We start from the raw sequence: 25,424 nt of genomic DNA, 5'->3' as shown, positions 1-25,424 counted from the left end.
CGGCCGTGGTCATCGTCGCCATCGGGCCGGTGCCGCCGCCGGAGATGCTCAGCGCGGAGGGGACCACGGCCGGGGATATCGTCCCGTCGCCGTTGACCCGCAGCGTGGTGTCGATCGCCCGCCAGGCCCCGTCCTTCTGCTTCACCCGCTCGGGAGCCGAGGCGGCGTCCATGGTGAGCGTCCCGCCCGGGTTGGCGAACGTCTGCGAGTCCGTGGTCGTCAGGTGCTCGACCACTACCGGCTTGCCGGTGCGCTTCGCCTGGGCCAACGCCGCGTCCACGGCCTTCTGCTGGGCGGTGGGCGCGGCCTTGGGGGCGAGCGCGGCACCGGACTTCGGGGCGGGCGCCGGCGAGCCGGCCGCGAAGGCGTCCGGGGCGGCGATCAGCCCGGCCCCGAGGGACAGGACGGCGGTGCCTACCACCGGCAGCATCGCGGCCGCGGACGTCCGCCGACGCCGGCGGGTCCCCCGGCCCTGTCTGGGGTCGGGTGATGAAGAAGTTGGCCTCATGGGCAGAGGTCCTCGCTATGCGCGTCGGTGAACGAAGGTCACGCGCACGCTCCTTACTCTCTGCAAATCTGTCAACAGCCTGTGAGATACATCTGTCCGATTCACGACGTGAAGTGCCATGTTGTCCAGCGCGTGATATTGATCATGTAAAGAAAGACTAAGAACTTCCTGTACGAATAGACGTTCCCTTCCTTATGGTGCGCAGGATCTGGACTCACCTATTTCTGGAGTGAGTTGCTCCATTTTCTGCGGGGGGAATGTGTTGTCTCGTCAGGGTGGTCCGCTTTCGCGCGTGCGCGCGAGACGGCCACGTGTAGCGATGATCGCCGTGCTTGCGGTGATCATTTCCGGCCTCGGGTTGCCCGCGGCCGAAGCGGCGGCGAAGCCGCCGAAGGTGTGGGTGCCGCCGAAGACGGCGCTCCCGCAGACCAAGCCCGTCAAGGGCTCGAATGCCAAGCCCACCGACGCCAAGGCGCCGGCCGGCAAGCCGTGGAACCCGGATGCGAAGGCCAAGGCTCCGGCCGGCTCGGCGACCGTTCCGCTTGCGTCGGACGGCAAATCTCGAAGTGTCGCTGATGCAAAGCCGGTTCAGGCGGGTGAGCTTCCGGTCTGGGTCTCCGCCGGCACGGGTGCGAAGCCTTCGCCGAAGCTCTCCGAGATCGCGATCGCCCCTTCCGGTAGCAGCGGTTCCGTTGAGGGTTCGCTGCGGGTGGAGGTGAAGGACGAGGCGAGGACGCGTGCGGCGGGTGTCGAAGGCGCGCTCGTCGCCCTGACCGACGCCACGGGCGGATCGGCCTCGGGCACGGTGCAGGTCGGCATCGACCTCTCCGCGTGGTCGAAGACGACCGGTGCGAACTGGGGAGACCGGGCGCGCGTCGTGCGCCTGCCCGACTGTGCGCTGACGACTCCGGGTGCGGCGGGCTGTACGGCTCGTACGCCGGTGGCGTCGCACAGGGACGCGTCGGGCCGTCTGGTGGCGGAGGTCGACGCGCCGAAGGCGGCGGTGTCTGCTCCGAGTCTGCTGAAGTCTTCCCCGGGTGCGCAGTCGGCGCCGGCGGCGGCGCCTCAGATGATGGCGCCGCAGGCGGTCGCGCTTGCGGTGGAGCCGGGTCCGTCGGGTGCGGCCGGTGACTTCACCGCGACCCCGCTGCTGCCTTCCGCCTCTTGGCAGGCGGGTTCGAACGCGGCGAACTTCACCTACGGCTACACGGTCGAGGTCCCGTCGTCCATAGCGGGCGCCGGACCGGACCTGGGCCTGGCCTACGACTCCTCGTCCATCGATGGCCGTACGGCGTCGACGAACGCGCAGGCGTCCGGTTTCGGTGAGGGCTGGGACTGGAGTCCGGGCTCGATCTCTCGTTCTTACAAGGGTTGTAAGGACGCGGGGATCGCGGAGTCGGGTGACGAGTGCTGGGCCGGCGACATCCTGTCGTTGAGCCTGGCGGGTCACGCGGGTCAGATCGTCCGGGACGACGCGACGTGCGTCTATCACCTTCAGGGTGAGGACGGCACGAAGATCGAGCGTCTGACCGGGCAGCGCAACGCTGCGTGGAAGGGTGAGGGTTTCAAGGTCACCACGACCGACGGGACCCAGTACTACTTCGGCGCGAACCGCCTGCCGGGTGGTGACGGTACGGACCCGGAGGCCAAGTCGGTTTCGACGGTTCCGGTGTACTTCAACAGCGGTCAGGACAAGTGCCTGGGCGCCGACACCCCTGCGAACGGTTCGTGGCAGCAGCTGGGCTGGCAGTGGAACCTCGACTACGTCGTGGACCCGCACCAGAACCTGGTGACCTACCGCTACGAGCAGGAGGACAACTTCTACGGGCGGGGCGGCGGCCAGAACAACGGCACCGGTACCTCGACGAAGTACCAGCGCGGCTCCTACCCCACCTGGATCGGCTACGGGCAGCGCCTGCCCGACCAGATCGCGGCGAAGGGCGCGGCGAAGCCGGCCGCCCAGATCACGATCACCAACGCCGAGCGTTGTGTCGTGGCGGGTGCGATCACCTGTGATCCGGCTCAGCGGATCAAGGCGAACGCCAAGTCCTGGCCGGACACTCCGATCGACCAGGAGTGCGCGGCCACCGGTCAGTGCCTGAACCTCTCCCCGACGTACTTCACGACGAAGAAGTTCACCCAGATCTACACCGAGGTGTGGACGGGCACGGCATGGACGAAGGTCGACACCTACGACCTGACCCAGTCGTTCCAGGACCCGGGTGACGGCACGTCCCCGACCCTGTGGCTCGACAAGATCGAGCGGACGGGTTCGAACGGCAAGACCGCGATCAAGCTCCCGGCCGTCTCCTTCCAGGCGACGCAGTTCCCCAACCGAGTCGACGGGGTCGTTCGACGTCCGGACGGCACGGACGCCTCGGCGCCTTCCTACCGTCGTCCGCGGATCCAGACGATCACCACCGAGACCGGTGGGCAGATCAACGTCGCCTACAAGGCCCCGGAATGCTCGCGTCTCGCGGGCACGATGCCGTCCTCCGAGGACGGCAACACGATGGCCTGCATGCCGGTCAAGTGGTACCTGCCCGGCCAGTCCTTCGCGGACCCGGTCAACGACTGGTTCAACAAGGTCGTCGTCCAGTCCGTCACCCAGCAGGACAGGGTCGGCGGCCAGGTCTCCACGGTCACCGACTACGAGTACACCGGTGGCATCGCCTGGCACCGCAACGACTCCGAGTTCACCGACCCCAAGACCCGCACCTGGGACCAGTTCCGCGGCTTCGCCACCGTCACCACCCGCACCGGTAACGGCAACGCGAGCGAAGCCCCGCGCACCAAGAACGTCACCACCTACCTGCGCGGCATGGACGGCGACGTCCTCGCCAACGGATCCAAGCGGTCCGTGTCGGTGGGCGACGCGCAAGGCGGGACCATCAAGGACGAAAACGTCCTGTCCGGGTTCGTCCGCCAGAGCGAGACCTACGACCGTGACGGTGGGACGGTGGTCTCGGACGAGGTCACGACGCCGTGGATCGGCCCGGTCACCGCGACCCGCAACCAGTCCGCCGGCATGCCCGCGATCACCGCCCGCGCGGTCAACACCGCGAAAGTCACGTCCCGCGCGAAGCTCGCGAACGGCACGTGGCGCACGGGCGAGCGGTCGTCGACGTACGACAGTACGCTGACGACGCGCCCGCTCCAGGTCGACGACAACAGTGACATCTCGCGCACGGACCGGCGTCTGTGCACCACCTTCGAGTACCCGACCGGCCCCGGTGGCGCGGTCACCGAGCTCGCCTCCCGCACCCTGGTCGTCTCCGGTGTCTGCGGTCAGACTCCGACGGCGGCGAACACCGTCGGCGACACCCGCTCCCTGTTCGACGGTCTGGCCTACGGCCAGGTCGGAGCGACGGCCGACGGCACGGGTACGGAGGTCCTGGAGAAGTACGACGGCACCGGCAAGCCGGTCTACCGTCTCAACTCCACGTCCACGTACGACGCGTACGGCCGTGTCACCAGCAACACCAACAAGGTCCGCACGGATGCCACCCACCCGGGTGGTGCGGTCACCACGACTGCGTACTCCCCGGCCACGGGCGTCCTGCCGAACAGCGTCACGCACACCAATCCGCTGGGCTGGAAGTCGACCACCACCCTCGACATCGGCCGCTCACAGCCGCTGAAGACCACCGACGAGAACAACCACGTCGGCGAACGCGACTACGACGCTCTCGGCCGGGTCGTCTCCATCTGGCAGCCGGGCCAGGAACGCGCGAACAACGCGCTCCCGGTCCGCAAGTTCTCGTACACGATGAACGGCACCAACGCGCCGTCCGCCGTTCTGAGCCAGGCGCTCATGAACGACAACTCCTACACGTCCAGCTACTCCCTCTACGACGGCCTCGGCCGGGTCCGCCAGACCCAGGCCACACCCCCGTCAGGCGTGGCCGGCCGCATGATCACCGACGCGCTGTTCGACTCCCACGGCTGGCAGGTCAAGACCAGCGCCTCGTACTACACGGACCAGGGCGCGCCCTCCGCGGCGGTGTTCCTGCCCAACGGCGGGGTCCAGCCCGACAGCAAGATCCCGTCCCAGACCGTCCAGGTCTTCGACGGCCTCGGCCGCGTCACCGCCTCCGTCTCCCAGTCCTTCGGCGTGGAGCAGTCCCGCTCCACGACCCAGTACCCGGGGGTGGACGAGACCCGTCAGATCCCGCCGGCCGGCGGTTTCGCCACAGCCAAGATCACCAACGGCACCACCTCGATCCTGCGTCAGTACAAGTCGAACACGCCCACCGGCGCGTATGACGAGACCACGTACCTGACCAACCCCCAGGGCCAGGAGCTGTCGCGGAAGGACTCCGCCGGCAACGAGTGGACCTTCACCTACGACCTCCTCGGCCGCGTGGTCAAGACCACCGACCCCGACTCGGGCACCAGCACCACGCTCTACGACGACAAGAAGAGCCTCGTCGTCTCCACGGACGGACGCCTCAGGAGCGCCACCACGGTGGCTGACCTCCTCGGTCGCCCCGTTGCGACGTACGAGGGCACGGCCATCGACCCGGCCAAGCAGGTCGGCGCGTTCACCTACGACACCAAGGCCCTGGGCAAGCCCGACACCACGACCCGCTACGTGGGCGGCAAGACGGGCAGCGCCTACGTCACCGAGGTCACCGGTTACGACGGCGGCTACCGCTCCCTCGGCACCAAGGTCACCATCCCGGCGGCGGAGAAGGAGCTGGCCGGCACCTACGAGACGACCAACACCTACGACTCCTACGGGCAGCTGAAGACGACCGCCCTGCCCGGCATCACCAAGGCCGGCCTTGGCGTGGAGACGCTGACGTTCGGTTCGGACGTCGTGGGCAACCTGACCTCGCTCGGCGGCAAGATCGGGCTCACCCGGACCCCGTACCTCGTGGACATGCGCTACGACCCGTACGGCCGTCCGATCCGCACGACCGTCGGTGACACCGGCATGCAGGTCGTCTCGACCACCGACTACGACGCGGGCACCGGCCGTCCGGTCCGCTCGACCCTCGACAAGCAGACCGCCGCGACGGCCAGCGTGGATGTCCTGGACTACACGTACAACAAGGCCGGCCTGATCACCTCGATCGGTGACACGCAGGACGGTGCGGGTCGCGACCTGCAGTGCTTCACGCACGACTACCTGGGACGGCTGACCCAGGCCTGGACCGACACCGGCACCCAGACGACGGCCCCCCAGCCCAGCGTCCGCGGCATCGGCGGCTGCGCCAACAGCGCCGGTCCCGCTGTCGACGGCACCGGCAAGCCCAGCGTGGGCGGCCCGGCCCCGTACTGGCAGCAGTACGAGTACGACGCGATGGGCAACCGCAAGAAGCTGGTGAGGAAGGACGTCACCGGCAACGCGGCCAAGGACGTCACCACCACGCAGACGTTCGGCCCGAAGAACAACACCCCGTCCACCGACCCTCAGACGGGCGGCGGCACGGGCGGCCCGCACGCGCTGATGTCTTCAACCGAGACCGGCCCGTCCGGCACCAAGGTCACCTCCTACACCTACGACGCGGCCGGCAACACCGCCTCCGTCACCAACACCCTGGGCACCAAGGCACTGACCTGGAACGGCCAGGGCAAGCTCGACAAGGTCATCGGCACCGGTGAGAGCGCCGGCACCAGCTACCTCTACGACACCGGCGGCAACCAGCTCATCCGCCGCGACCCCACCAGCACCACCCTCAACCTCGGCACCGACCAGATCACCCTGGACACCGCCAGCGGCAAGGTCTCCAACGTCCGCACCTACGGGGCCCCGGGCGGCCTGTCGATCACCCGCACTACCAGCACCACGAGCGGCTCCAAGTTCACTTACCAGAGCTCGGACCACCACGGCACCGGCGGAGTCCAGTTCCAGGCCTCCGACCTCACCCACATCCGCCGCGCGTCCGACCCGTTCGGCAACGAACGCGGCACCCAGCCCGCCCCCGGCACCTGGGCCGGCGACAAGGGCTTCATCGGCGGCACCAAGGAGAAGTCCACCGGATTCACCCTCATCGGCGCCCGCGAGTACGACCCCACAACCGGCCGCTTCCTCAGCCCCGACCCAGTCATCAACGCGGGCAATCCCCAGCAGTGGAACGCGTACGCCTACTCCGAGAACAACCCCGTCAACAAATCCGACCCGACGGGACTGGAGAGCTGTTTCGGATACGGGTACTGCTCGGGCAGCAACGGCACGGACACCGGCTCCACATACGACCCGGACTGGTACGAAAAGCACCCCGGAAAGTCCGATGACGACGGCCCGCCCGACACGGAGCTGAAGGAGTCCACGAAGAAGGTCAACGAGGCCAAGAAGAAGCGCGACCAGCTCATCGACGAAGTTATCGACGTGGTCGGTGACCTCATCGGCTACAACGACGCCCGGGACTGCTTCACCAAGGGCGACGTGATGGCCTGCATCAACACGGCCCTGAACTTCGTCCCCTGGGGCAAGCTCTTCAAGGCCGTCAAGGTTGGCATCAAGGCCTTCAAGATCTACAAGGAAATGAACAAGGCCTACGACGCCATCCACGAAGCCGAACGCGGGGCGTCGAAGGCCGCCGAGGCCTACAGCACGGCGAAAAAGGCCTTCAAGGAAGCACGTGACGCCGAAGCCAAGGCAGCCAAATCCGCATCGGAGAAAGCCGCCAAGGAATCAGCCAGCGATAGCGCCGGAACAGAAGCCAAGGCAGTAGCGGACGAAGCCGACGCCGCGAAGGTTGATGGTGGTGACGCCGCGAAGTCCGATGGTGGTTCGTCGGCTGACTCCTCCTCGGGGGCGTCCTGCCCCGTCAAGAGGAACAGCTTCCTCGCCGGCACTCGGATCCTGATGGCCGACGGCAGCACCAAGGAGATCGAAGACGTCCGCGTCGGTGACACCGTGATGGCCACGGACCCCCAGACGGGCAAAACCGGCCCCAAGAGGGTCACCGGCACCATCACCACCCCCGACGACAAGGAATTCACCGACCTCACCCTCACCGACGAGGCCAGCCCCCGCGGGCCGCCCGCCAAGATCACCTCCACCTACCACCACCCCTACTGGAGCGAAAGCCGCCACCAGTGGATAGACGCCGGCGAACTCAAGGTCGGCGAAGAACTCCGCCAGCCCAGCGGCACCACCCTCACGGTGAATGCCGTCAGTAGTTACCGCTACGCCGTCACCACCTACAACTTCACCGTCGACGACTTCCACACCTACTACGTCATGGTGGGGAATGCGCCGGTCCTCGTGCACAACTCGGGTATTGCATCCCTTGATGACTTGAGAGGAGGATTCTTCTTCAGTACGGTGCTGCAGAGTGTCCACGGTGACATAGACATTGGCGCCTTTGTCGACATCGATGGAACGACAATCACGCTGGACAATGTGTCTATTTATGGCCGAGACGGTGATCTTGCGCGAGGTTCCGTTGGTGCGCGTGACTTCTTGGCTCTGAGGCGCAAGGTTGTTGCCGCCGCCGCCGACCAAGGATTTACGACCCTTAAGGTCAACTGGATGCGTACGAGCTCAGGGCCGGAGAACGGCCATAAGGGAGAATGGAGCATCGACCTGCCTAAGCCGGCCTGCTGAGAACGGATCGAAGGATTGGTAGGGTTGCCGCATGGCAATGTACCTGGCTGTGCTGGACGCCGTGCGCAGCGACCTGGACGAGGGCGCTGATGCGGAAGCCGTCCTCATCAAGCTGAAGGAGGCAGGTCTATCGCAAGTCGAGTGCATTCGTGCTGTCGTCGACCTCGGCTTGAGCAGTCGATCGGAAGCCAAAAAGTTGGTACATTTCAGTCGAGCTTGGTCGTCCACCAGGATTCAAAGTGAGAAGTTGCACGAGCGCCTTGAAGATTTGGCGGATGAATCTGGTGAACTCGAGTGAGAATGTCACGACGGGCTAGGTAGCGAGAATTCGTGCCCAGTTGAACGAGTCGAGCTGACGGGCGCGAAACCACTCTGCTCCGCCTTTCCGGAAAACCCGATGGGGCGTGACTCTTCGAGTCACGCCCCATCGGCGGTGAGTGGGGTCAGGCGGGAAGCCGCGTCAGCACTCGATGACGTTGACCGCCAGGCCGCCGCGGGCCGTTTCCTTGTACTTGACCTTCATGTCGGCGCCCGTCTCCTTCATGGTCTTGATGACCTTGTCCAGGGAGACCTTGTGGCTGCCGTCGCCGCGCATGGCCATCTTGGCCGCCGTGACGGCCTTGACCGCCGCCATGCCGTTGCGCTCGATGCACGGGATCTGGACGAGGCCGCCGACCGGGTCGCAGGTCAGGCCGAGGTTGTGCTCCATGCCGATCTCGGCCGCGTTCTCGACCTGCTCCGGGGTGCCGCCCAGGACCTCCGCGAGGGCGCCGGCCGCCATCGAGCAGGCCGAGCCGACCTCGCCCTGGCAGCCGACCTCGGCGCCGGAGATCGAGGCGTTCTCCTTGAAGAGCATGCCGATCGCGCCCGCGGCGAGGAGGAAGCGGACCACGCCGTCCTCGTCCGCGCCCGGCACGAAGTTCATGTAGTAGTGCAGGACGGCGGGCAGGACCCCCGCCGCGCCGTTGGTGGGCGCGGTGACGACGCGGCCGCCCGCCGCGTTCTCCTCGTTGACCGCCATCGCGTAGATCGTCGCCCACTCGCTGCGGTGCATCATCGGGTCGCCCTCGGTGCGCAGCTGGCGCGCCGTGGAGGCGGCCCGGCGCTTGACCCGCAGGCCGCCGGGGAGGATGCCCTCGCGGGACATGCCGCGCGAGACGCAGGCCTGCATGACGCGCCAGATCTCCAGCAGACCCGCGCGGATCTCCTCCTCGGTGCGCCAGGTCTTCTCGTTCTCCAGCATCATCGAGGAGATCGACAGCCCGGTCTCGTTCGCGAGGCGGAGCATTTCGTCGCCGCTGCGGAAGGGGTACTTCAGCACCGTGTCGTCGAGCTTGATCCGGTCCTCGCCGACCGCGTCCTCGTCCACGACGAAGCCGCCGCCCACCGAGTAGTACGTCTTCTCCAGCAGCGGCGTGCCGGCGGCGTCGTACGCGAAGAGCGTCATGCCGTTCGCGTGGTACGGCAGCGAGCGCCGGCGGTGCAGGATCAGCTGGTTCGGCTCGTCGAAGGCGATCTCGTGGACATCGCCTATCTCCGTGCCCAGCAGCCGCAGGCGGCCCGTCGTGCGGATGCGCTCGACCTCGTCGTCGGCGCTCTCCACGTCCACGGTGCGGGGGGAGTGGCCCTCGAGGCCCAGCAGGACGGCCTTGGGGGTGCCGTGGCCGTGTCCGGTGGCGCCCAGAGAGCCGAAGAGCTCCGCGCGGACGGACGCGGTCTGGGCCAGGAAACCGTCCTTCTTGAGCCGGGTCACGAACATGCGCGCGGCGCGCATCGGTCCGACGGTGTGGGAGGAAGAGGGACCGATGCCGATCGAGAAGAGATCGAAGACGGAGATGGCCACGGTTGCGGACTCCTATGTCTGCTCGTGGGTGGGAAGCGGGGCAGGAGGGGTTGATCGGGTGGATCTGCGGATTTTGTCCGGCAGACGAGCTTAACGCGGTGAGGTGAACGGCTCGGCTGTCGGAGGGGTCGGGGGTCGGAGATCGGAGGTCGGAGGTCGAGGGTCGAGGGTCGGGGGTGGTGGTCAGGCGTGGGACAGTGCGTGCTCCGGTACGTCAGTCGCGCCGGTCGCGCCGGTCGCGCCGGTTTCCGCGGCCGCCCCGGCCGGGGCGGCGTCCAGGATCGGGTCCGGCCCCGGAAGACCGGCACAGTGGGCCTTGACCCCGGACCGGACGGCCCAGAAGTAGAAGCCCAGGGCCGAGAGGCCCACGACGGCGATGTCCACACCGCCGGGGATGACCCCGCGGCCGCCGAATTCCTCGCTGCCGAGCGCCGAGAGCGTGCCCAGCCACAACAGGAAGACGATCATCCACCAGGCCGGGGCGAACTGACGGACGAGGTTCTTCTCGCCCCTGCGCTGGAGCACCACGGCCGCGATCGGGGCGGCGACCAGGGTGAGCAGCACCACCTTGCCGGTGTCCGGCCACTTCGACCAGTACAGGGCGCAGGCGGCGAAGGCGAAGGTGACCGGGCAGAGGATCCTGGCCGCCGGCAGGCGGAAGGGCCGCGGCAGCTCGGGCTTCGTGGCGCGGAGGACGCCGACCGCGACAGGGCCGATCAGGTACGAGACCACCATCGCGGCGGAGACGACGCCGGCCAGAGCTTCCCAGCTGTGGCCGACGGTGACCAGGAGCAGGACCGAGAAGCCGAGGTTGAGCCACATCGCGGGACGCGCGGTGCCGTACCTGGGGTGGACCTCCCGGATCTTCTTCGGGAAGAACCCGGTGTCCGCGAGGTTCTGCGCCATGTACGAGGCCGAGGCGACGTTGCCGATGTTGGCGCCGGACGGCGAGATGAAGGCACCGAACTGGAGCATCGTGACGACCCAGTGCAGCATCAGCATCTTGGCCAGGTCGGCGAACGGAGAGGAGAAGTCGATGCCGCTCCAGCCGCCGGCCTCGGCCAGCTTCTCGGGCGGGACACCGCCGATGAAGGCGATCTGCAGGGCCAGGTAGATGACGAGGCCCAGCGAGAGGGCGCCGACCAGGGCCAGCGGAATGGCGCGCCCGGGGTTCTTGGCGGCGCCGCCGAGGTTGACGACGGCCTGGAAGCCGTTGAAGGCGAAGACCACACCGGACGTGGTGACGGCGGTCATGACGGCGGACCAGCCGTTGGGTGCGAAACCGCCGTGGTCGGTGAAGTTGCCCGGGTGGAAGCCGGAGGCGATCAGGGCGATCACGGCGAGCACCGGGATGGCGAACTTGACGAGGGTGAGCAGATTGTTCGCCTTGGCGAGCAGCGCCACCGACCAGTAGCAGGCCAGCCACAGGGCTACCGTCAGGAACAGCGCCATCGCCATGCCGGAGGTCGTCAGGCCGCCGTTCTCGACCAGGCCCCTGGCCCAGCCGAAGTTCCAGGACGACATGTACTGCGTACCGGCGATGGACTCGATCGGGATCAGTGCGGCGATGGCGATCCAGCCCGCCCAGCCGGTGATGAAGCCCAGCACGGGTCCGTGCGAGAGGGCGCCGAAGCGGGCCATCGAGCCGGGCAGCGGGTAGGCGGCGCCCAACTCCGCGTACGACATGGCGATCATGCCGATGAGCACGGCGCCGATGACCCAGGCGACGATGGCCGCGGGCCCCGCGACGGTGGCTGCCCGGCCGGCGCCGAAGAGCCACCCCGAGCCGAAGATCGAGCCGAGCCCGATCATGATCAGGGCGAAGAGGCTGAGCCCCTTCCTGTTGGCCGCGCTCATGTCCATGAGGTGTGCTGTCCGTCCTGCCGAGGGGACCGTCGAGTCCGGCGACTCCTTATTCGCAGCCTATTTGCCATGAAATAAAACGAATCAGTGGCGATCGGCAGGTTCCATCAGGCCTTTGGTCATGAGAGGGGCCCGGAGCCCGTGGACGAACGGGCAGGCGCCGGGCCCCTCACGGTGACGTCAGAGCGTCGGGTACAGCGGGAACTTCCCGGCGAGCGCCGAGACGCGCGCCTTCAGGGAGTCGCCGTCGAAGGCCGGCTTCAGCGCGGCCGCGATGATCTCCGCGACCTCGGTGAAGTCCTCCGCGCCGAAACCGCGCGTGGCCAGGGCCGGGGTACCGATGCGCAGGCCGGAGGTGACCATCGGCGGGCGCGGGTCGTTCGGAATGGCGTTCCGGTTGACCGTGATGCCGATCTCGTGGAGCCGGTCCTCGGCCTGCTGGCCGTCCAGCTCGGAGTTGCGCAGGTCGACCAGGACCAGGTGGACGTCCGTACCGCCGGAGAGGACGGACACGCCGACCTCGGTGACGTCCGGCTGCACCAGGCGCTCGGCGATGATCTTGGCGCCCGCCAGGGTGCGCTCCTGGCGCTCCTTGAACTCGGGCGAGGCCGCGATCTTGAAGGAGACGGCCTTGGCCGCGATCACGTGCTCCAGCGGACCGCCCTGCTGGCCCGGGAAGACCGCGGAGTTGATCTTCTTGGCCAGCTCCTGCGTCGACAGGATGACACCGCCGCGCGGACCGCCGAGGGTCTTGTGCGTGGTGGTGGTCACGACGTGGGCGTGCGGCACCGGGTTCGGGTGCAGACCCGCGGCGACCAGGCCGGCGAAGTGGGCCATGTCGACCATCAGGTACGCGCCGACCTCGTCCGCGATGCGGCGGAAGGCGGCGAAGTCCAGCTGGCGCGGGTAGGCGGACCAGCCCGCGACGATCAGCTGCGGCTTGGACTCCTTGGCGAGGCGCTCGACCTCGGCCATGTCGACCTGGCCGGTCTCGTCGACGTGGTACGGGACCACGTTGTAGAGCTTGCCGGAGAAGTTGATCTTCATGCCGTGGGTCAGGTGGCCACCGTGGGCCAGGTTCAGGCCCATGATCGTGTCGCCCGGCTTCAGCAGCGCGAACATCGCGGCCGCGTTGGCCTGCGCACCCGAGTGGGGCTGCACGTTCGCGGCCTCGGCGCCGAACAGCGCCTTGATGCGGTCGATCGCGATCTGCTCGACGACGTCCACGTGCTCGCAGCCGCCGTAGTAGCGGCGGCCGGGGTAGCCCTCGGCGTACTTGTTGGTCAGGACCGAGCCCTGGGCCTCCATGACGGCGACCGGGGCGAAGTTCTCCGACGCGATCATTTCCAGGGTCGACTGCTGGCGCACGAGTTCGGCGTCGACAGCGGCGGCGACGTCCGGGTCGAGCTCGTGGAGAGGGGTGTTCATTGCAGACATCTTCGATCCCCTGGGGTCAGTTGCCGGAGGTGAGCTTGGCGTACTCGTCCACGGAGAGCAGGTCGGCCGGCTCCTCCGTGACGCGCACCTTGAAGAGCCAGCCACCCTCGAACGGGGCCGAGTTCACCAGGGACGGGTCGTCCACGACGTCCTGGTTGGCCTCGACGATCTCGCCGGTGACGGGGGAGTACAGGTCGCTGACCGACTTGGTCGACTCCAGCTCGCCACAGGTCTCGCCTGCCGTCACCGTGTCGCCGACCTCGGGGAGCTGGGCGTATACGACGTCACCGAGCGCGTTGGCCGCGAACTCCGTGATGCCGACCGTCGAGACGCCGTCCTCGGCGACCGACAGCCACTCGTGCTCCTTGCTGTAACGCAGCTGCTGGGGGTTGCTCATGACCTGATTCTCCTGGATGCGGGGGAGTGGATACGAACGGTGGTCCTGCGTGCCGAGACGGACCGGGACGGACCGGGACGGAGCGCGGGCGCGAGGGCGTACGGGAACCGGTGCGGGAGCCCCGGCGGGGCGACCCGAACGGCAGCGGTCCCGTACAGAGTTACTTCTGCCGCTTGTAGAACGGCAGAGCCACGACCTCGTACGCCTCATGCGTACCGCGAATGTCCACGCCGACGCCGGAGGTGCCGGGCGCGGCGTGCGCCGCGTCGACATAGGCCATCGCGATCGGCTTGCCCAGCGTCGGGGACGGGGCGCCCGAGGTGACCTCGCCGACGACCTGGCCGTCGAACGTCACGGAGAAGCCGGCGCGCGGAACGCGGCGGCCCTCGGCGATCAGGCCGACCAGCTTGCGCGGCGGGCTGGCGGCGGCGCGCTCGGCGGCGGCCTCCAGGGCGGCGCGGCCGACGAAGTCGCCCTCCTTCTCGAACTTCACGACCCGGCCCAGACCCGCGTCGAACGGGGTGAGGGAGGTGGTCAGCTCGTGCCCGTACAGCGGCATGCCCGCCTCCAGGCGCAGCGTGTCGCGGCAGGACAGGCCCGCGGGCACCAGGCCGACACCCTCGCCCGCCTTGGTCAGCGCCTGCCACAGCTCCACGGCGTGCTCGGGGGCGACGAAGAGCTCGAAGCCGTCCTCACCGGTGTAACCGGTGCGGGCGATCAGCGCGGGCACCCCGGCGACCGTGCCCGGCAGGCCGGCGTAGTACTTCAGCCCGTCCAGGTCGGCGTCCGTGAGGGAGGCCAGGATGCCCGGGGACTGCGGACCCTGCACCGCGAGCAGCGCGTACGCGTCGCGGTCGTCGCGGACCGCGGCGTCGAAGCCGGCGGCGCGCTCGGTGATCGTGTCGAGGACGACCTGCGCGTTGGAGGCGTTCGCGACGACCATGAACTCGTCCTCGCCGAGGCGGTAGACGATCAGGTCGTCGATGATCCCGCCGTCCTCCTGGCAGATGTGCGTGTAGCGGGCGCGGCCGACGCCGACGGTGGAGATGTTGCCCACCAGCGCGTAGTCGAGGGCCTTGACGGCCTCGGGGCCGGTCAGGGTGATCTCGCCCATGTGGGAGAGGTCGAACAGGCCGGCCTTGGTGCGGACGGCGTTGTGCTCGTCGCGCTCGCTGCTGTACCGCAGCGGCATGTCCCAGCCCGCGAAATCGGTCATGGTCGCACCGAGTGAACGGTGCAGCGCATCGAGGGCGGTCAGGCGGGGGGCAGTGCTCATGGGTGTGGCTCCCGGGTCCCAGGGCATGACATGACGAGGAGGAGTTCCTCCCCATCTGTCATCGGAACCTGAGAGGTTCGCCGAGAGTTCCCCGCTTCCAGGGGAAGGCCTTCGACTTGCACCTTGGGTGGAGCAGCGCCGGTGCCCTCACGGGCGGTGGCGCGGCTCGCTTTTCAGATCTGCCTCATCCACGCGGTACGGGGCCTGAGAGATTCAAGGGAGGTACTTGCTCCTTCGGCGCCCGGACGCGGCCTTGCGGGCCCGCCGGGACTCTCCCGCGTGGATTCAAGCGGCCGGTATGCAGTTGGTGTCCAGATGGCGCACATCATTGCACGGCGTGCGGCCGAATGGGGGAGGGGGTCCGCAAGCGGAGCGGAACCGGTGGTCCCGGATTACCGTCTCTTTACACTCAGGGGACGGGTCCCGGTGGCCCGACGCGGGGGAGGCGATCACTGTGCGGAGATTCGGAGCACTGACGGCAGCGAGCACGGCAACGAGCACGGCACCGAGCACGGCAGCGAACACGACGACGGGCGCGGAAGCCGATGCGGGGACCGGCGGGGGCGGCGCCGCCGGGGTGCCCACGCAGCGCGGCGCGGCGCGGGGGCCGGCCGAGCCGGCGACGGCGGTCGTACGGGACCTGCGCGCGGTGGCGGGCCCCGGCCGGCTGCGCTTCGCCGACGGCGACATCGTGGTGGTGTCCGGACTGCCCGGCGGCGGCAAGAGCACCCTGATCAAGCGGGCCGCACAGGGCGGCGGCATCGACTCCCAGGACGCGCGCGAGCGGTGGGAGCGCCTGATGCCGGCCCCCGTGCCGTACGCGGTGTACCGGCCGGCCGTCCGGATCGCCCACTACTGGGGGCTGTGGCGGGTGCTGCGCTCCGGAGCCTCGGCCGTGGTCCACGACTGCGGTACCCAGAGCTGGGTACGGGCCGTCCTCGCCGGGGCCGCCCGGCGCCGGGGCCGCGCGCTGCACCTGGTGCTCCTGGACACCACCCCCGAGGAGGCCAGGGCTGGGCAGGCGGCGCGCGGGCGGGGGGTGTCGGCGTACGCCTTCGCCCGGCACCGCGGCGCGGTGGCCCGGCTGCTGCGCGAGGCGGAGTCGGGCCGTCCGCCGGCCGGCTGCGCGTCGGTGGTCCTCCTGGACCGGCCGGCGGCGTCCCGCCTGACGGAGATCGGCTTCCGGTAGCCGCGCGGCCGCGGCGGCCGCCGCGGCCCGGCCCCCGGCGGGCGGGGCGGGGCCGACCGTTAACCTCGGGGCGGACAAGGGTGAACGAAGCGGAGGCGTACATGTGGCCGGGTAACGAGCTGGAGCAGGTGCTCGGGGCGGCGCTGGGGCAGGCGGACGCCGGCGGGCGGATCGTCGAGGTGCTCGGGCGCAGCCACGTGTGGATCCCGCTGCCCGGCGGCGTGGGCAGTCTGAGCCTGCCCACCATGGAGATCAACGGCGCCGCGTACGTGCCCGTCTACACCTCCGAGGAGCAGTTCCGCGCCTGCGCCGGACCCGCCATGGACTTCGCCGTGGCCCCCGCCGTGGACTTCGCCCGCGGCCTGCCCCCGCAGCTGGGCATCGCGCTCAATCCCGAGGGCGCCGTCGGCGCCCCGCTCCCCCCGCCCGCCGTCGCCGAGCTGTGCCGCGCCGGCCGGAGCGCGCTCGACGGCACCGCCACCGGCGGCCGGGTCCGGCTCTTCGAACCCGACTGGCAGCAGGACCCGGTGGACTTCCTGGCCGCCGCCGCGGAGGAGTTCCGCGCCACCGCGGCGGTCACGGCCGCCTACCGCTGCCTCGCCAGCGTCGAGGGCGGGGCCCCGGAGCTGTACGTCGGCGTCCAGCTGGTGGGATGGTCGACCGACATGCGAAACGCCCCGATGGAGGCCCTGGGCCGCGCCCTGGCGCGCGTACCGGCCCCCTGGCCCGTCCAGTTGATCCTCCTCGACGCCGCCGAGGACCCGGTCGTCGACTTCATCGTTACGCGCGTGCGCCCCTTCTACCTGCCGTAGGCACGCTTAAGCTGGTGTGGACACGCGTGGGCGACGGGCGGACGAACAGACGAAGAGGGGTACCGGGTGAGTGCGTCAGGCACGGCCGCGGTCGGGCAGGTCGAGCACATGCTGCGCCAGGTGACTCCCGGGCGCTACGAGAGCTACGAGTCGCTCCTGCACGCCCTCGCCGAGGGCCGGCTGTGGATGCTGCTCTGGCAGGGGCAGCCCGGCTCGCCGGATGCCCAGTACGGCGGCATGGAGGTCGAGAACCTCGGCTACGCGCCCTGCGTGACCTCCCCCCAGGAGCTGGCCGCCAGTGGCTGGAACCGGGGCTACGAGGTGGTCACCGGCCGGGACATCGCCCGCGCCCTCTACCCCGACCGCTGGGGGCTGTGGCTCAATCCCCATGCCCAGGGCGGCGGCGTCGGCATCCCCTGGGCCGACCTGCGCCGGATCGCCACCGGTCTCGACCGGATGCCGGCGGGACCGCTGCGGCTGTCCGAGCCCGCCCTGGAGCTCCCGCAGTTCTACGGGCTGCTCACGCAGCACGCGCACCGCACGCCCGCCGTCCGCTCGCTGCGCCGCGCCTGGGTGCAGCCCGCGCTCGGGTCTCCGTACCTGGCCGTCGGGCTCGACCTCTACGACGCCTCCGCGCCCGCGCTGGAGTCCGTACGGGAGATGATGCGCCAGTCCGTCGGCGTGGTCCCCGAGGGCGTGCCCGTGTGCACGGTCGCGCTCGCGGACGAGCACGACCCCGTGGCGATGTGGCTCCGGGCGCAGACGAGGCCCTTCTACGACCGCGAGGGACAGGCGGCCGGTTACTGAGACATCGGTATCAAGCCATGCGAGGCCGCACGGAACAGGCGTTCCGTGCGGCCTTTGCGTTGTCCTGATTTCGCCGCTGATGTACGCCCAATAGGCATGCTGGTACGACGAGTTGGGCGCCATGTCCCATTCCGCACCGAACGCACGGTCTTGCTCCGCTGAGACGCCAGCGAAGTCCGGATAACGGGAACTCGACCCTCACATCACGGTTGCGCATCCATTCACCTGCGGGTCTGGCGGCTGATCGAGCGCCCGATGAAGACTCCCCACCCAAGAGCAGGTCAGTCCTCCCGGAGGCGGACCTGCCACGGGAAATTCGCTTGTCGTTTCGCACAGCACCACGCGCACCACCAGCTACGCCAGTACTGCCAGCACCGCACGGCATCGAGTGCGCCTCCCGCGCACCCGGGCCCTCCCGCACTCTTCCAGTACTCCGCACTCCGAGCGCCACTCCGCACCAACGCCGCCACAGCGGCGGGCATGGGCCGGCCCACCCGTCGGCCGAGAGGGGTCCCCACCACGATGACGGCACCACTGCACGACACGAGCGCGGAGACTCCCGCACCCGTGTCCGTAGCCGACGTCCCAGCCAAGGCCATCGAAGGCCGCTCGCCCGGCCGCATCGCCTGGATGCGGCTCAAGCGCGACAAGATCGCGCTGACGGGCGGCGTGGTCGTGATCCTCCTGATCCTGGTGGCGGTCTTCGCCCCGCTGATCGTGAGCCTGCTGGGCCACCCGCCCAACGAGTTCCACGAGGATCTCCTCGACCCGGAATTCGGCACACCGCTCGGGTCCTTCGGCGGCATCAGCCCCGATTACCTGCTGGGCGTCGAACCGACCAACGGGCGCGACGTGTTCAGCCGGATCGTCTTCGGCGCCCGCATCTCCCTGGTCGTCGCGTTCCTCGCAGCCTTCGTCTCCGTCGTCCTCGGCAGCCTGCTGGGCGCCCTGGCCGGTTTCCTCGGCGGCTGGGTCGACGGCCTCATCAGCCGCACGATGGACCTGCTGCTGGCCTTCCCGCAGCTGCTCTTCACCATCTCCCTGGTCTCCGTGGTCCCCAACTCCCTCTGGGGCTTCACCGGTTCGGGCGTCCGCATGGGCGTACTCGTCGTCGTCATCGGCTTCTTCGGGTGGCCCTACATCGGCCGCATCGTGCGGGGCCAGACGATCTCCCTGCGCGAACGCGAGTACGTGGAGGCGGCGCGCAGCCTGGGCGCCGGCCGCGGCTACATCCTGATCAAGGAGCTGCTGCCGAACCTGTTCGCGCCGATCCTCGTCTACACGACGCTGATCATCCCGACGAACATCCTGACGGAGGCGGCCCTCAGCTTCCTCGGTGCCGGCGTCAAACCGCCCACCGCCTCCTGGGGAAAGATGCTGTCGGATGCCATCCCCATCTACCAGGACGACCCCATGTACATGGTGGTCCCGGGTATGACGATCTTCATCACCGTCCTGGCGTTCAACCTCTTCGGGGACGGGCTGCGCGACGCACTCGACCCCAAGGGCAGCTGAACCGCTTCAACGATTCACCCACCAATGGAGGTTGAACAACGTGATCCGCAGAAAGAAGGCGCTCGCGATCACCGCGGTGGTCGCTGCCCTGTCGATGTCCGCCGTGGCGTGCTCCAAGGACGACGCCAAGAAGCCCTCCGAGGGCAAGCCGGCGGCCGGTGCCAGCGGCTTCAACGCCGCGACCACGGGCATCGTGAACCCGTCGACCACCAAGGGCGGAGAGCTCAAGCTCTGGTCCCCCCAGGACGTCGACTACCTCGACCCGGCGCGCGCGTACTACGGCTTCGTGTGGAGCATGCAGCGGCTCTACATCCGCCAGCTGTTCGCGTACGACAGCAAGCCGGGCGCCGCGGGCACCAAGCTGGTCCCGGACCTCGCCGCGGCCGACCCGGTCCTGAGCAACGACGGCAAGACGTACACCGTCAAGATCAAGGACGGCGTCAAGTTCGAGGACGGCACGCCGATCACCTCGAAGGACTTCAAGTACGGCATCGAGCGCGTCTTCGCGCAGGACGTGCTGTCCGGCGGTCCCACGTACCTGATCGACATACTCGACCAGGGCCAGAAGTACCCCGGCCCGTACAAGGACACCGACCCCGACAAGATGGGTCTGAAGTCCGTCGAGACGCCGGACGACAAGACGATCGTCTTCAACCTGGCGAGCGCCAACTCCGACTTCAAGTACCTGCTGGCCATGCCCTCGTCCTCCCCGGTCCCCGCGGGCAAGGACACGGGCGCCACCTACACCAACAAGCCGGTCTCCACCGGTCCTTACAAGGTGTCGGAGTTCACGGCGAGCAAGGGCGCGACCTTCGTCCGCAACGAGAACTGGGACCCGTCGACGGACACGATCCGCACGGGCCTGCCGGACACGGTCTCCTTCACGGTGACCACCAACCCGGACGACATGGACGCGCGTCTGCTCTCCGGTGACATCGACCTCGCGGTCGACGGCACGGGCATGCAGGCCGCCGGCAAGAACAAGGTCCTCAAGGACGAGGCGCTCAAGGCCAACGCGGACAACCCGTTCACGGGCTACATCCGCTACTTCGCCTTCCCGACGACCGTCGCTCCGTTCGACAACGTCGAGTGCCGCAAGGCCGTCATCTACGCGGCCGACAGCAAGTCCCTGCAGACCGCCCGCGGCGGCCCGACCAGTGGTGACCTCGGCGCGAACATGCTGCCGCCCGGCATCCCCGGTGCCGACAAGAAGTACGACCCGTACGGCCTGACCAAGGGCGAGCCGCAGATCGAGAAGGCCAAGGAGGCCCTCAAGGCCTGTGGCAAGCCGGACGGCTTCACGACCACCATCGCGGTCCGCAACAACCGCGCCCCCGAGGTGAAGTCCGCGGAGTCCCTGCAGGCGGCCCTCGACAAGGTCGGCATCAAGGTCACGATCGACCAGTACGACGGCAAGCTCTCGTCCTCCGTCATCGGTTCGCCGGAGAACGTGAAGGCCAAGGGCTACGGCATCATCGTGATGGGCTGGGGCGCCGACTACAACTCCGGCTCGGGCTTCCTGCAGCCGCTGGTCGACGGTTCGTTCATCCTGCCGAACGGCAACAACAACTACAGCATGATCAACGACCCTGAGATCAACGGGCTGTTCAAGACCGCCGCTGCCGCCGCCACCCCGGAAGCCGCCGCGCCGTTCTACACCCAGATCAACCAGAAGGTCATGGAGAAGGCGCTGTATCTGCCGATCAACTTCGACAAGGCCTTCGTCTACCACAACCCGCGCCTGACCAACGTCTACTTCAACGACTCCCTCGGCAAGATCGACCTTGCCACCCTCGGCGTCGCGAAGTAGTCAGTCGCAGCCGCACCACGGTTCGCAGGCCGCCCGACTCGTCCGATCGACCGGGCGGCCGACCGTACGGCTCGTCAGACACCAGCTGGTTACGCCTTCACCGCACATGCGCTAGTCCGAAGGGCAGGTGAAGGCCGCAGGCGGCGGTTGCCGTCCCCACAAGGGGCGGCGGCCGTCGGCCCGAGCGGCCGACTGCAGTGCTCGTCTACCTCATACGGCGACTTTTCAACGTCGCCGCAACGCTGCTGGTGGTCTCCGCGGTCACCTTCGGCATCTTCTTCGCGGTCCCGAAGCTGACCGGCAGCGACCCGGCGCTCATGTACGCCGGACGCGAGACCAACGCGACCGCCCTGGCGGGCATCCGGGTCAAGATGGGCTTCGACAAGCCCATCTCCGAGCAGTACCTGATCTTCATGAAGGGCATCTTCACCGGCCGCGACTACGACGGCGGCACCGAGATCACGCACTGCGCGGCCCCGTGCTTCGGCTACTCCTTCAAGACCGAGGTCCCCGTCTGGGACACCCTGGTCGACCGCATGCCGGTCACCCTGTCGCTCGCGCTCGGCGCGGCCGTCATCTGGCTGATCGCGGGCGTGGCCACCGGTGTGATCTCCGCGCTCAAGCGCCGGACCGCCGTCGACCGCACCGTCATGGTCGGAGCACTCGCCGGCGTCTCCCTGCCGATCTTCTTCACCGGCATGGTGGCCCCAGCGGTCTTCGTCTACGGCCTCGGCTGGCTGGACGTCTCCAACTACAAACCGCTCACCGAGGATCCGGGGGCCTGGCTCAACTCCCTGATCCTGCCCTGGGTGACCCTGGCCTTCCTCTTCGCCGCCACCTACGCCCGCATCACCCGCGCCACGATGCTGGACGTGCTCGGCGAGGACTACATCCGCACCGCCCGCGCCAAGGGGCTCAAGGAGGGCGTGGTCATCCGCAAGCACGCCCTGCGCTCCACGCTGACCCCGGTCGTCACGATGTTCGGCCTCGACCTCGGCGGACTCCTCGGCGGCGCGGTGCTCACCGAGACGACCTTCAACTTCCAGGGTCTGGGGACGGCAGCCGTCGCCGCCATCAGCGCGGGCGACCTCCCGGTGATCATGGGTGTCACCCTGCTCGCCGCACTGTTCGTGGTGCTGGCCAACCTGATCGTGGACCTGCTGTACGCCGTCATCGACCCGCGCGTGAGGCTGACGTGACCGAGAACCACACCACCGACGCCGGGGCCGCGTCCGTACCGGCCCCCGCGTCCGGCTCCACGGCGGCCCCCGCCTCCGGCCCCGCCTTCGTGCCCGAGCAGGGCAGGGTGCGGGACCGGGCCTTCCTCTCGGTGCGCGACCTCAAGGTGCACTTCCCGACCGACGACGGCCTGGTCAAGTCCGTCGACGGGCTCTCCTTCGACCTCGAGCGCGGCAAGACGCTCGGCATCGTGGGCGAATCCGGCTCGGGCAAGTCGGTGACCTCGCTCGCGATCATGGGCCTGCACCGCACCGGTCACGTCCGCAACCGTCCGCAGATCTCGGGCGAGGTGGTGCTCGACGGCGAGGACCTGATCACGGCCGACGCCGACCACGTACGCACCCTGCGCGGCCGCAAGATGGCCATGGTCTTCCAGGACCCGCTGTCCGCGATGCACCCGTACTACTCGGTCGGCAAGCAGATCGTCGAGGCCTACCGGACCCACCACGACGTGGACAAGAAGACGGCGCGCAAGCGGGCCGTCGAAATGCTCGACCGCGTCGGCATCCCGGAGCCCCAGCAGCGCGTCGATTCCTACCCGCACGAGTTCTCGGGCGGCATGCGCCAGCGCGCGATGATCGCGATGTCGCTGGTCAACAACCCCGAGCTGCTCATCGCGGACGAGCCGACCACCGCCCTGGACGTCACCGTCCAGGCACAGATCCTGGACCTGATCCGGGACCTGCAGCGGGAGTTCGGCTCCGCGGTCATCATGATCACGCACGACCTCGGCGTGGTCGCCGAGATGGCCGACGACATCCTCGTGATGTACGGCGGCCGGTGCGTGGAGCGCGGCAGCGCCGAGAAGATCTTCTACGAGCCCCGGCACCCCTACACCTGGGGCCTGCTCGGCTCGATGCCGCGCATCGACCGCGACCAGACCGAGCGCCTCATCCCGGTCAAGGGATCGCCGCCCAGCCTCATCAACATCCCGAGCGGCTGTGCCTTCCACCCGCGCTGCCCCTACGCCGACCTCCCCAAGGGCGGCATCACCCGTACCCAGAGGCCCGAGCTGGCCCTGGTCGACGGATCCGCGGAGGGTGACGGCCGCCACTGGGCCGCCTGCCACCTCTCCCCGGAGCAGCGGAACCGGATCTGGACCGAAGAGATTGCGCCGAAGCTGTGACCGATAAGAAGAACACGGAAGCGGGGACGGGCACGGCCACGGGCGCGGTCCCCGCGCAGGCGGACGCGTCCCCCGAACCCCTGCTGAAGGTGACCGGCCTGGTCAAGCACTTCCCCATCACCAAGGGGCTGCTGCGCCGCCAGGCGGGGGCCGTGAAGGCCGTCGACGGCATCGACTTCGACGTCCGGCGCGGCGAGACCCTCGGCATCGTCGGCGAGTCCGGCTGCGGCAAGTCGACCATGGGCCGGCTGATCACGCGCCTGCTCGAACCGACCGGCGGCAAGGTCGAGTTCGAGGGCAAGGACATCACGCACCTGAGCGTCGGCGCCATGCGCCCGCTGCGCCGCGACGTGCAGATGATCTTCCAGGACCCCTACGGCTCCCTGAACCCGCGGCACACGGTGGGCACCATCATCGGCGCGCCGTTCAAGCTCCAGGGCGTCCAGCCCGAGGGCGGCCTCAAGGCGGAGGTGCAGCGGCTGCTCTCCCTGGTCGGCCTGAACCCGGAGCACTACAACCGCTACCCGCACGAGTTCTCCGGCGGCCAGCGCCAGCGCATCGGCATCGCGCGGGCGCTCGCGCTCAAGCCGAAGCTGGTCGTCGCGGACGAGCCGGTCTCGGCGCTGGACGTGTCGATCCAGGCCCAGGTGGTCAACCTGCTGGACGACCTCCAGGAGGAGCTCGGCCTCACCTACGTGATCATCGCGCACGACCTGTCGGTCATCCGGCACGTCTCGGACCGCATCGCGGTCATGTACCTCGGCAAGATCGTCGAGCTCGCCGACCGCAAGTCCCTGTACGAGGCTCCGATGCACCCGTACACGACCGCGCTGATGTCGGCCGTGCCGGTGCCGGACCCCAGGCGGCGCGGCGCGAAGAGCGGCCGCATCCTGCTGAAGGGCGACGTCCCCTCGCCGATCTCGCCGCCGAGCGGCTGCCGCTTCCACACCCGGTGCTGGAAGGCGACGCAGATCTGCACGGTGCAGGAGCCGCCGCTCGTCGCTCTGAAGACCGGCCACCAGGTGGCCTGTCACCACCCGGAGAACGCGCCGGACCAGAGCCCGGACGACCCGGCCCTCCCGGGCGCCGCGGAAGCGGTCTCCACGGTCGTGGAGTAACGGTCGTGGAGTAGCGGTCGTGGAGTAGCGGCCGAGCCGGGCCGCGCCCGGGCTCCCCGGGCCGACCCCCGGGCCCGAGCCCCGGGATCCCGCACCCCGGAGCCCGGGGATCGGCCCCCCCCTGGGACACCTCGCCCCGAACGCCGGCACACATCAGCCCCGCCGGCGTTCGAGGCGCGTCCGGTTCCCGGGCCGCGACCGGGGCACCCGTTCCCGCGCGCCGTCGGGCGACCGGCAGAATGGGGCCGTGCTCCACGATCTCTTCCCGCCCGGTATCCAGCACGGCCTGGACCTCGCGGGCATCTTCGTCTTCGCCCTGGCCGGGGCCCTGCTCGCCGTACGCAAGAACTTCGACGTCTTCGGCATCGCCGTCCTCGCGCTCGTCACCGCCCTCGGCGGCGGTCTCTTCCGGGACATCGTCATCGGCGCCACCCCGCCCGCCGCCTTCGGCGACCTCGGCTTCTTCGTGACGCCCCTGGTCGCCGCCGCCATAGTCTTCTTCCTGCATCCCGAGGTGCAGCGGATCAACCGCGCGATCAACGTCTGCGACGCGGCCGGCCTCGGACTGTTCTGCGTGACGGGTACGACCAAGGCGTACGAGTTCGGCCTCGGCCTCACCGCGTCCGCCGCGCTCGGCCTGGCCACGGCCGTCGGCGGGGGCGTACTGCGCGACGTACTCGTCAACGAGGTGCCCTCGCTGCTGCGCGACCGCGAGATGTACGCGGTGCCGGCCATCATCGGAGCCTCGCTGGTCGCCCTCTTCATCAGCTTCGACTCCCTGAACGCCGTCACGACCGGCGTCGCCATCGTCACCACCTTCGTGCTCCGGCTCCTGGCCATCCGCTACCACCTGCGGGCGCCGCTCGCCTGGAACCGGCGCTCCGCGGTCGCGGAGGAGCCGTGACGCGGCCGCAACCGAAGAA

16 protein-coding genes, 1 pseudogene and 1 riboswitch are annotated in these 25,424 nt (G+C 69.0%); of the genes and pseudogenes, 11 read left to right on the top strand and 6 right to left on the bottom strand.

Annotated elements, in window-relative coordinates; translation table 11 throughout:
• Positions 1 to 421, bottom strand: a pseudogene (locus ABZY44_RS19330) (hypothetical protein); the annotation flags it as partial.
• 406 nt (positions 422 to 827) lie between these two features.
• On the opposite strand from ABZY44_RS19330, the gene ABZY44_RS19325 reads away from it, so the two are divergent.
• Both ABZY44_RS19325 and ABZY44_RS19320 read left to right on the top strand, forming a co-directional pair.
• Positions 828 to 8,069 (top strand): polymorphic toxin-type HINT domain-containing protein, encoded by a 7,242-nt coding sequence (locus tag ABZY44_RS19325; RefSeq protein ID WP_356655314.1) that lies wholly within the window; start codon positions 828 to 830, stop codon positions 8,067 to 8,069.
• Positions 8,070 to 8,100: 31 nt separating this feature from the next.
• Entirely contained in the window at positions 8,101 to 8,367 is a 267-nt protein-coding gene (locus tag ABZY44_RS19320) for a hypothetical protein (protein WP_356655312.1), read from the top strand.
• A gap of 162 nt (positions 8,368 to 8,529) precedes the next feature.
• Here the strand turns inward: ABZY44_RS19320 and ABZY44_RS19315 are convergent, their stop codons facing one another.
• The 5 genes from ABZY44_RS19315 to gcvT form a co-directional block, all read right to left on the bottom strand.
• A complete protein-coding gene (locus tag ABZY44_RS19315) occupies positions 8,530 to 9,912 on the bottom strand; it encodes an L-serine ammonia-lyase (protein ID WP_356655310.1) in 1,383 nt (460 codons plus the stop codon).
• A 183-nt stretch (positions 9,913 to 10,095) separates the two neighbouring features.
• Positions 10,096 to 11,775, bottom strand: a complete 1,680-nt coding sequence (locus tag ABZY44_RS19310; protein ID WP_356655308.1) for an APC family permease — start codon at positions 11,773 to 11,775, stop codon at positions 10,096 to 10,098.
• A 180-nt stretch (positions 11,776 to 11,955) separates the two neighbouring features.
• The gene (gene glyA / locus ABZY44_RS19305; protein ID WP_356655306.1) at positions 11,956 to 13,212 is read right to left on the bottom strand and encodes a serine hydroxymethyltransferase; all 1,257 of its coding nucleotides are present in this window, start codon (positions 13,210 to 13,212) and stop codon (positions 11,956 to 11,958) included.
• A 16-nt stretch (positions 13,213 to 13,228) separates the two neighbouring features.
• Positions 13,229 to 13,609, bottom strand: coding sequence for a glycine cleavage system protein GcvH (gene gcvH, locus ABZY44_RS19300; protein ID WP_356655304.1), 381 nt, complete (start codon positions 13,607 to 13,609; stop codon positions 13,229 to 13,231).
• 160 nt (positions 13,610 to 13,769) lie between these two features.
• A complete protein-coding gene (gene gcvT / locus ABZY44_RS19295; protein WP_356655302.1) occupies positions 13,770 to 14,885 on the bottom strand; it encodes a glycine cleavage system aminomethyltransferase GcvT in 1,116 nt (371 codons plus the stop codon).
• Between the two features lie 183 nt (positions 14,886 to 15,068).
• Positions 15,069 to 15,173: riboswitch (glycine riboswitch) on the bottom strand.
• A gap of 289 nt (positions 15,174 to 15,462) precedes the next feature.
• Between gcvT and ABZY44_RS19290 the strand changes: the two genes are divergently transcribed.
• The 9 genes from ABZY44_RS19290 (at position 15,463) to ABZY44_RS19250 (ending at position 25,405) form a co-directional block, all read left to right on the top strand.
• On the top strand, positions 15,463 to 16,074 hold the full coding sequence (locus tag ABZY44_RS19290; protein ID WP_356655328.1) for an AAA family ATPase: 612 nt from the start codon (positions 15,463 to 15,465) through the stop codon (positions 16,072 to 16,074).
• Positions 16,075 to 16,175: 101 nt separating this feature from the next.
• Positions 16,176 to 16,886 (top strand): enhanced serine sensitivity protein SseB, encoded by a 711-nt coding sequence (locus ABZY44_RS19285; RefSeq protein ID WP_356655326.1) that lies wholly within the window; start codon positions 16,176 to 16,178, stop codon positions 16,884 to 16,886.
• Positions 16,887 to 16,952: 66 nt separating this feature from the next.
• The gene (locus ABZY44_RS19280) at positions 16,953 to 17,693 is read left to right on the top strand and encodes an enhanced serine sensitivity protein SseB C-terminal domain-containing protein (protein ID WP_356655300.1); all 741 of its coding nucleotides are present in this window, start codon (positions 16,953 to 16,955) and stop codon (positions 17,691 to 17,693) included.
• Between the two features lie 522 nt (positions 17,694 to 18,215).
• Positions 18,216 to 19,208, top strand: coding sequence for an ABC transporter permease (locus tag ABZY44_RS19275; protein WP_356655298.1), 993 nt, complete (start codon positions 18,216 to 18,218; stop codon positions 19,206 to 19,208).
• A 31-nt stretch (positions 19,209 to 19,239) separates the two neighbouring features.
• Positions 19,240 to 21,018, top strand: a complete 1,779-nt coding sequence (locus ABZY44_RS19270; protein WP_356655296.1) for an ABC transporter substrate-binding protein — start codon at positions 19,240 to 19,242, stop codon at positions 21,016 to 21,018.
• A gap of 197 nt (positions 21,019 to 21,215) precedes the next feature.
• Positions 21,216 to 22,217: an ABC transporter permease gene (locus ABZY44_RS19265; RefSeq protein ID WP_356655294.1), complete on the top strand. Its 1,002-nt coding sequence runs from the start codon at positions 21,216 to 21,218 to the stop codon at positions 22,215 to 22,217.
• An 89-nt stretch (positions 22,218 to 22,306) separates the two neighbouring features.
• Entirely contained in the window at positions 22,307 to 23,383 is a 1,077-nt protein-coding gene (locus ABZY44_RS19260) for an ABC transporter ATP-binding protein (protein WP_356655324.1), read from the top strand.
• Complete coding sequence (locus ABZY44_RS19255; protein WP_356655292.1) at positions 23,380 to 24,501, top strand: dipeptide ABC transporter ATP-binding protein; 1,122 nt, start codon at positions 23,380 to 23,382, stop codon at positions 24,499 to 24,501. The genes ABZY44_RS19260 and ABZY44_RS19255 overlap by 4 nt, the downstream gene beginning before the upstream one ends.
• 247 nt (positions 24,502 to 24,748) lie before the next feature.
• On the top strand, positions 24,749 to 25,405 hold the full coding sequence (locus ABZY44_RS19250) for a trimeric intracellular cation channel family protein (protein WP_356655290.1): 657 nt from the start codon (positions 24,749 to 24,751) through the stop codon (positions 25,403 to 25,405).
• Positions 25,406 to 25,424 lie beyond the last annotated feature (19 nt).

Source organism: Streptomyces sp. NPDC006544 (assembly GCF_040611715.1).
In the GTDB taxonomy this organism is placed as follows: Bacteria; Actinomycetota; Actinomycetes; order Streptomycetales; family Streptomycetaceae; genus Streptomyces.
The sequence above is the reverse complement of the archived record's forward strand: the minus strand, read 5'-3'. Positions and strand labels throughout refer to the sequence as shown.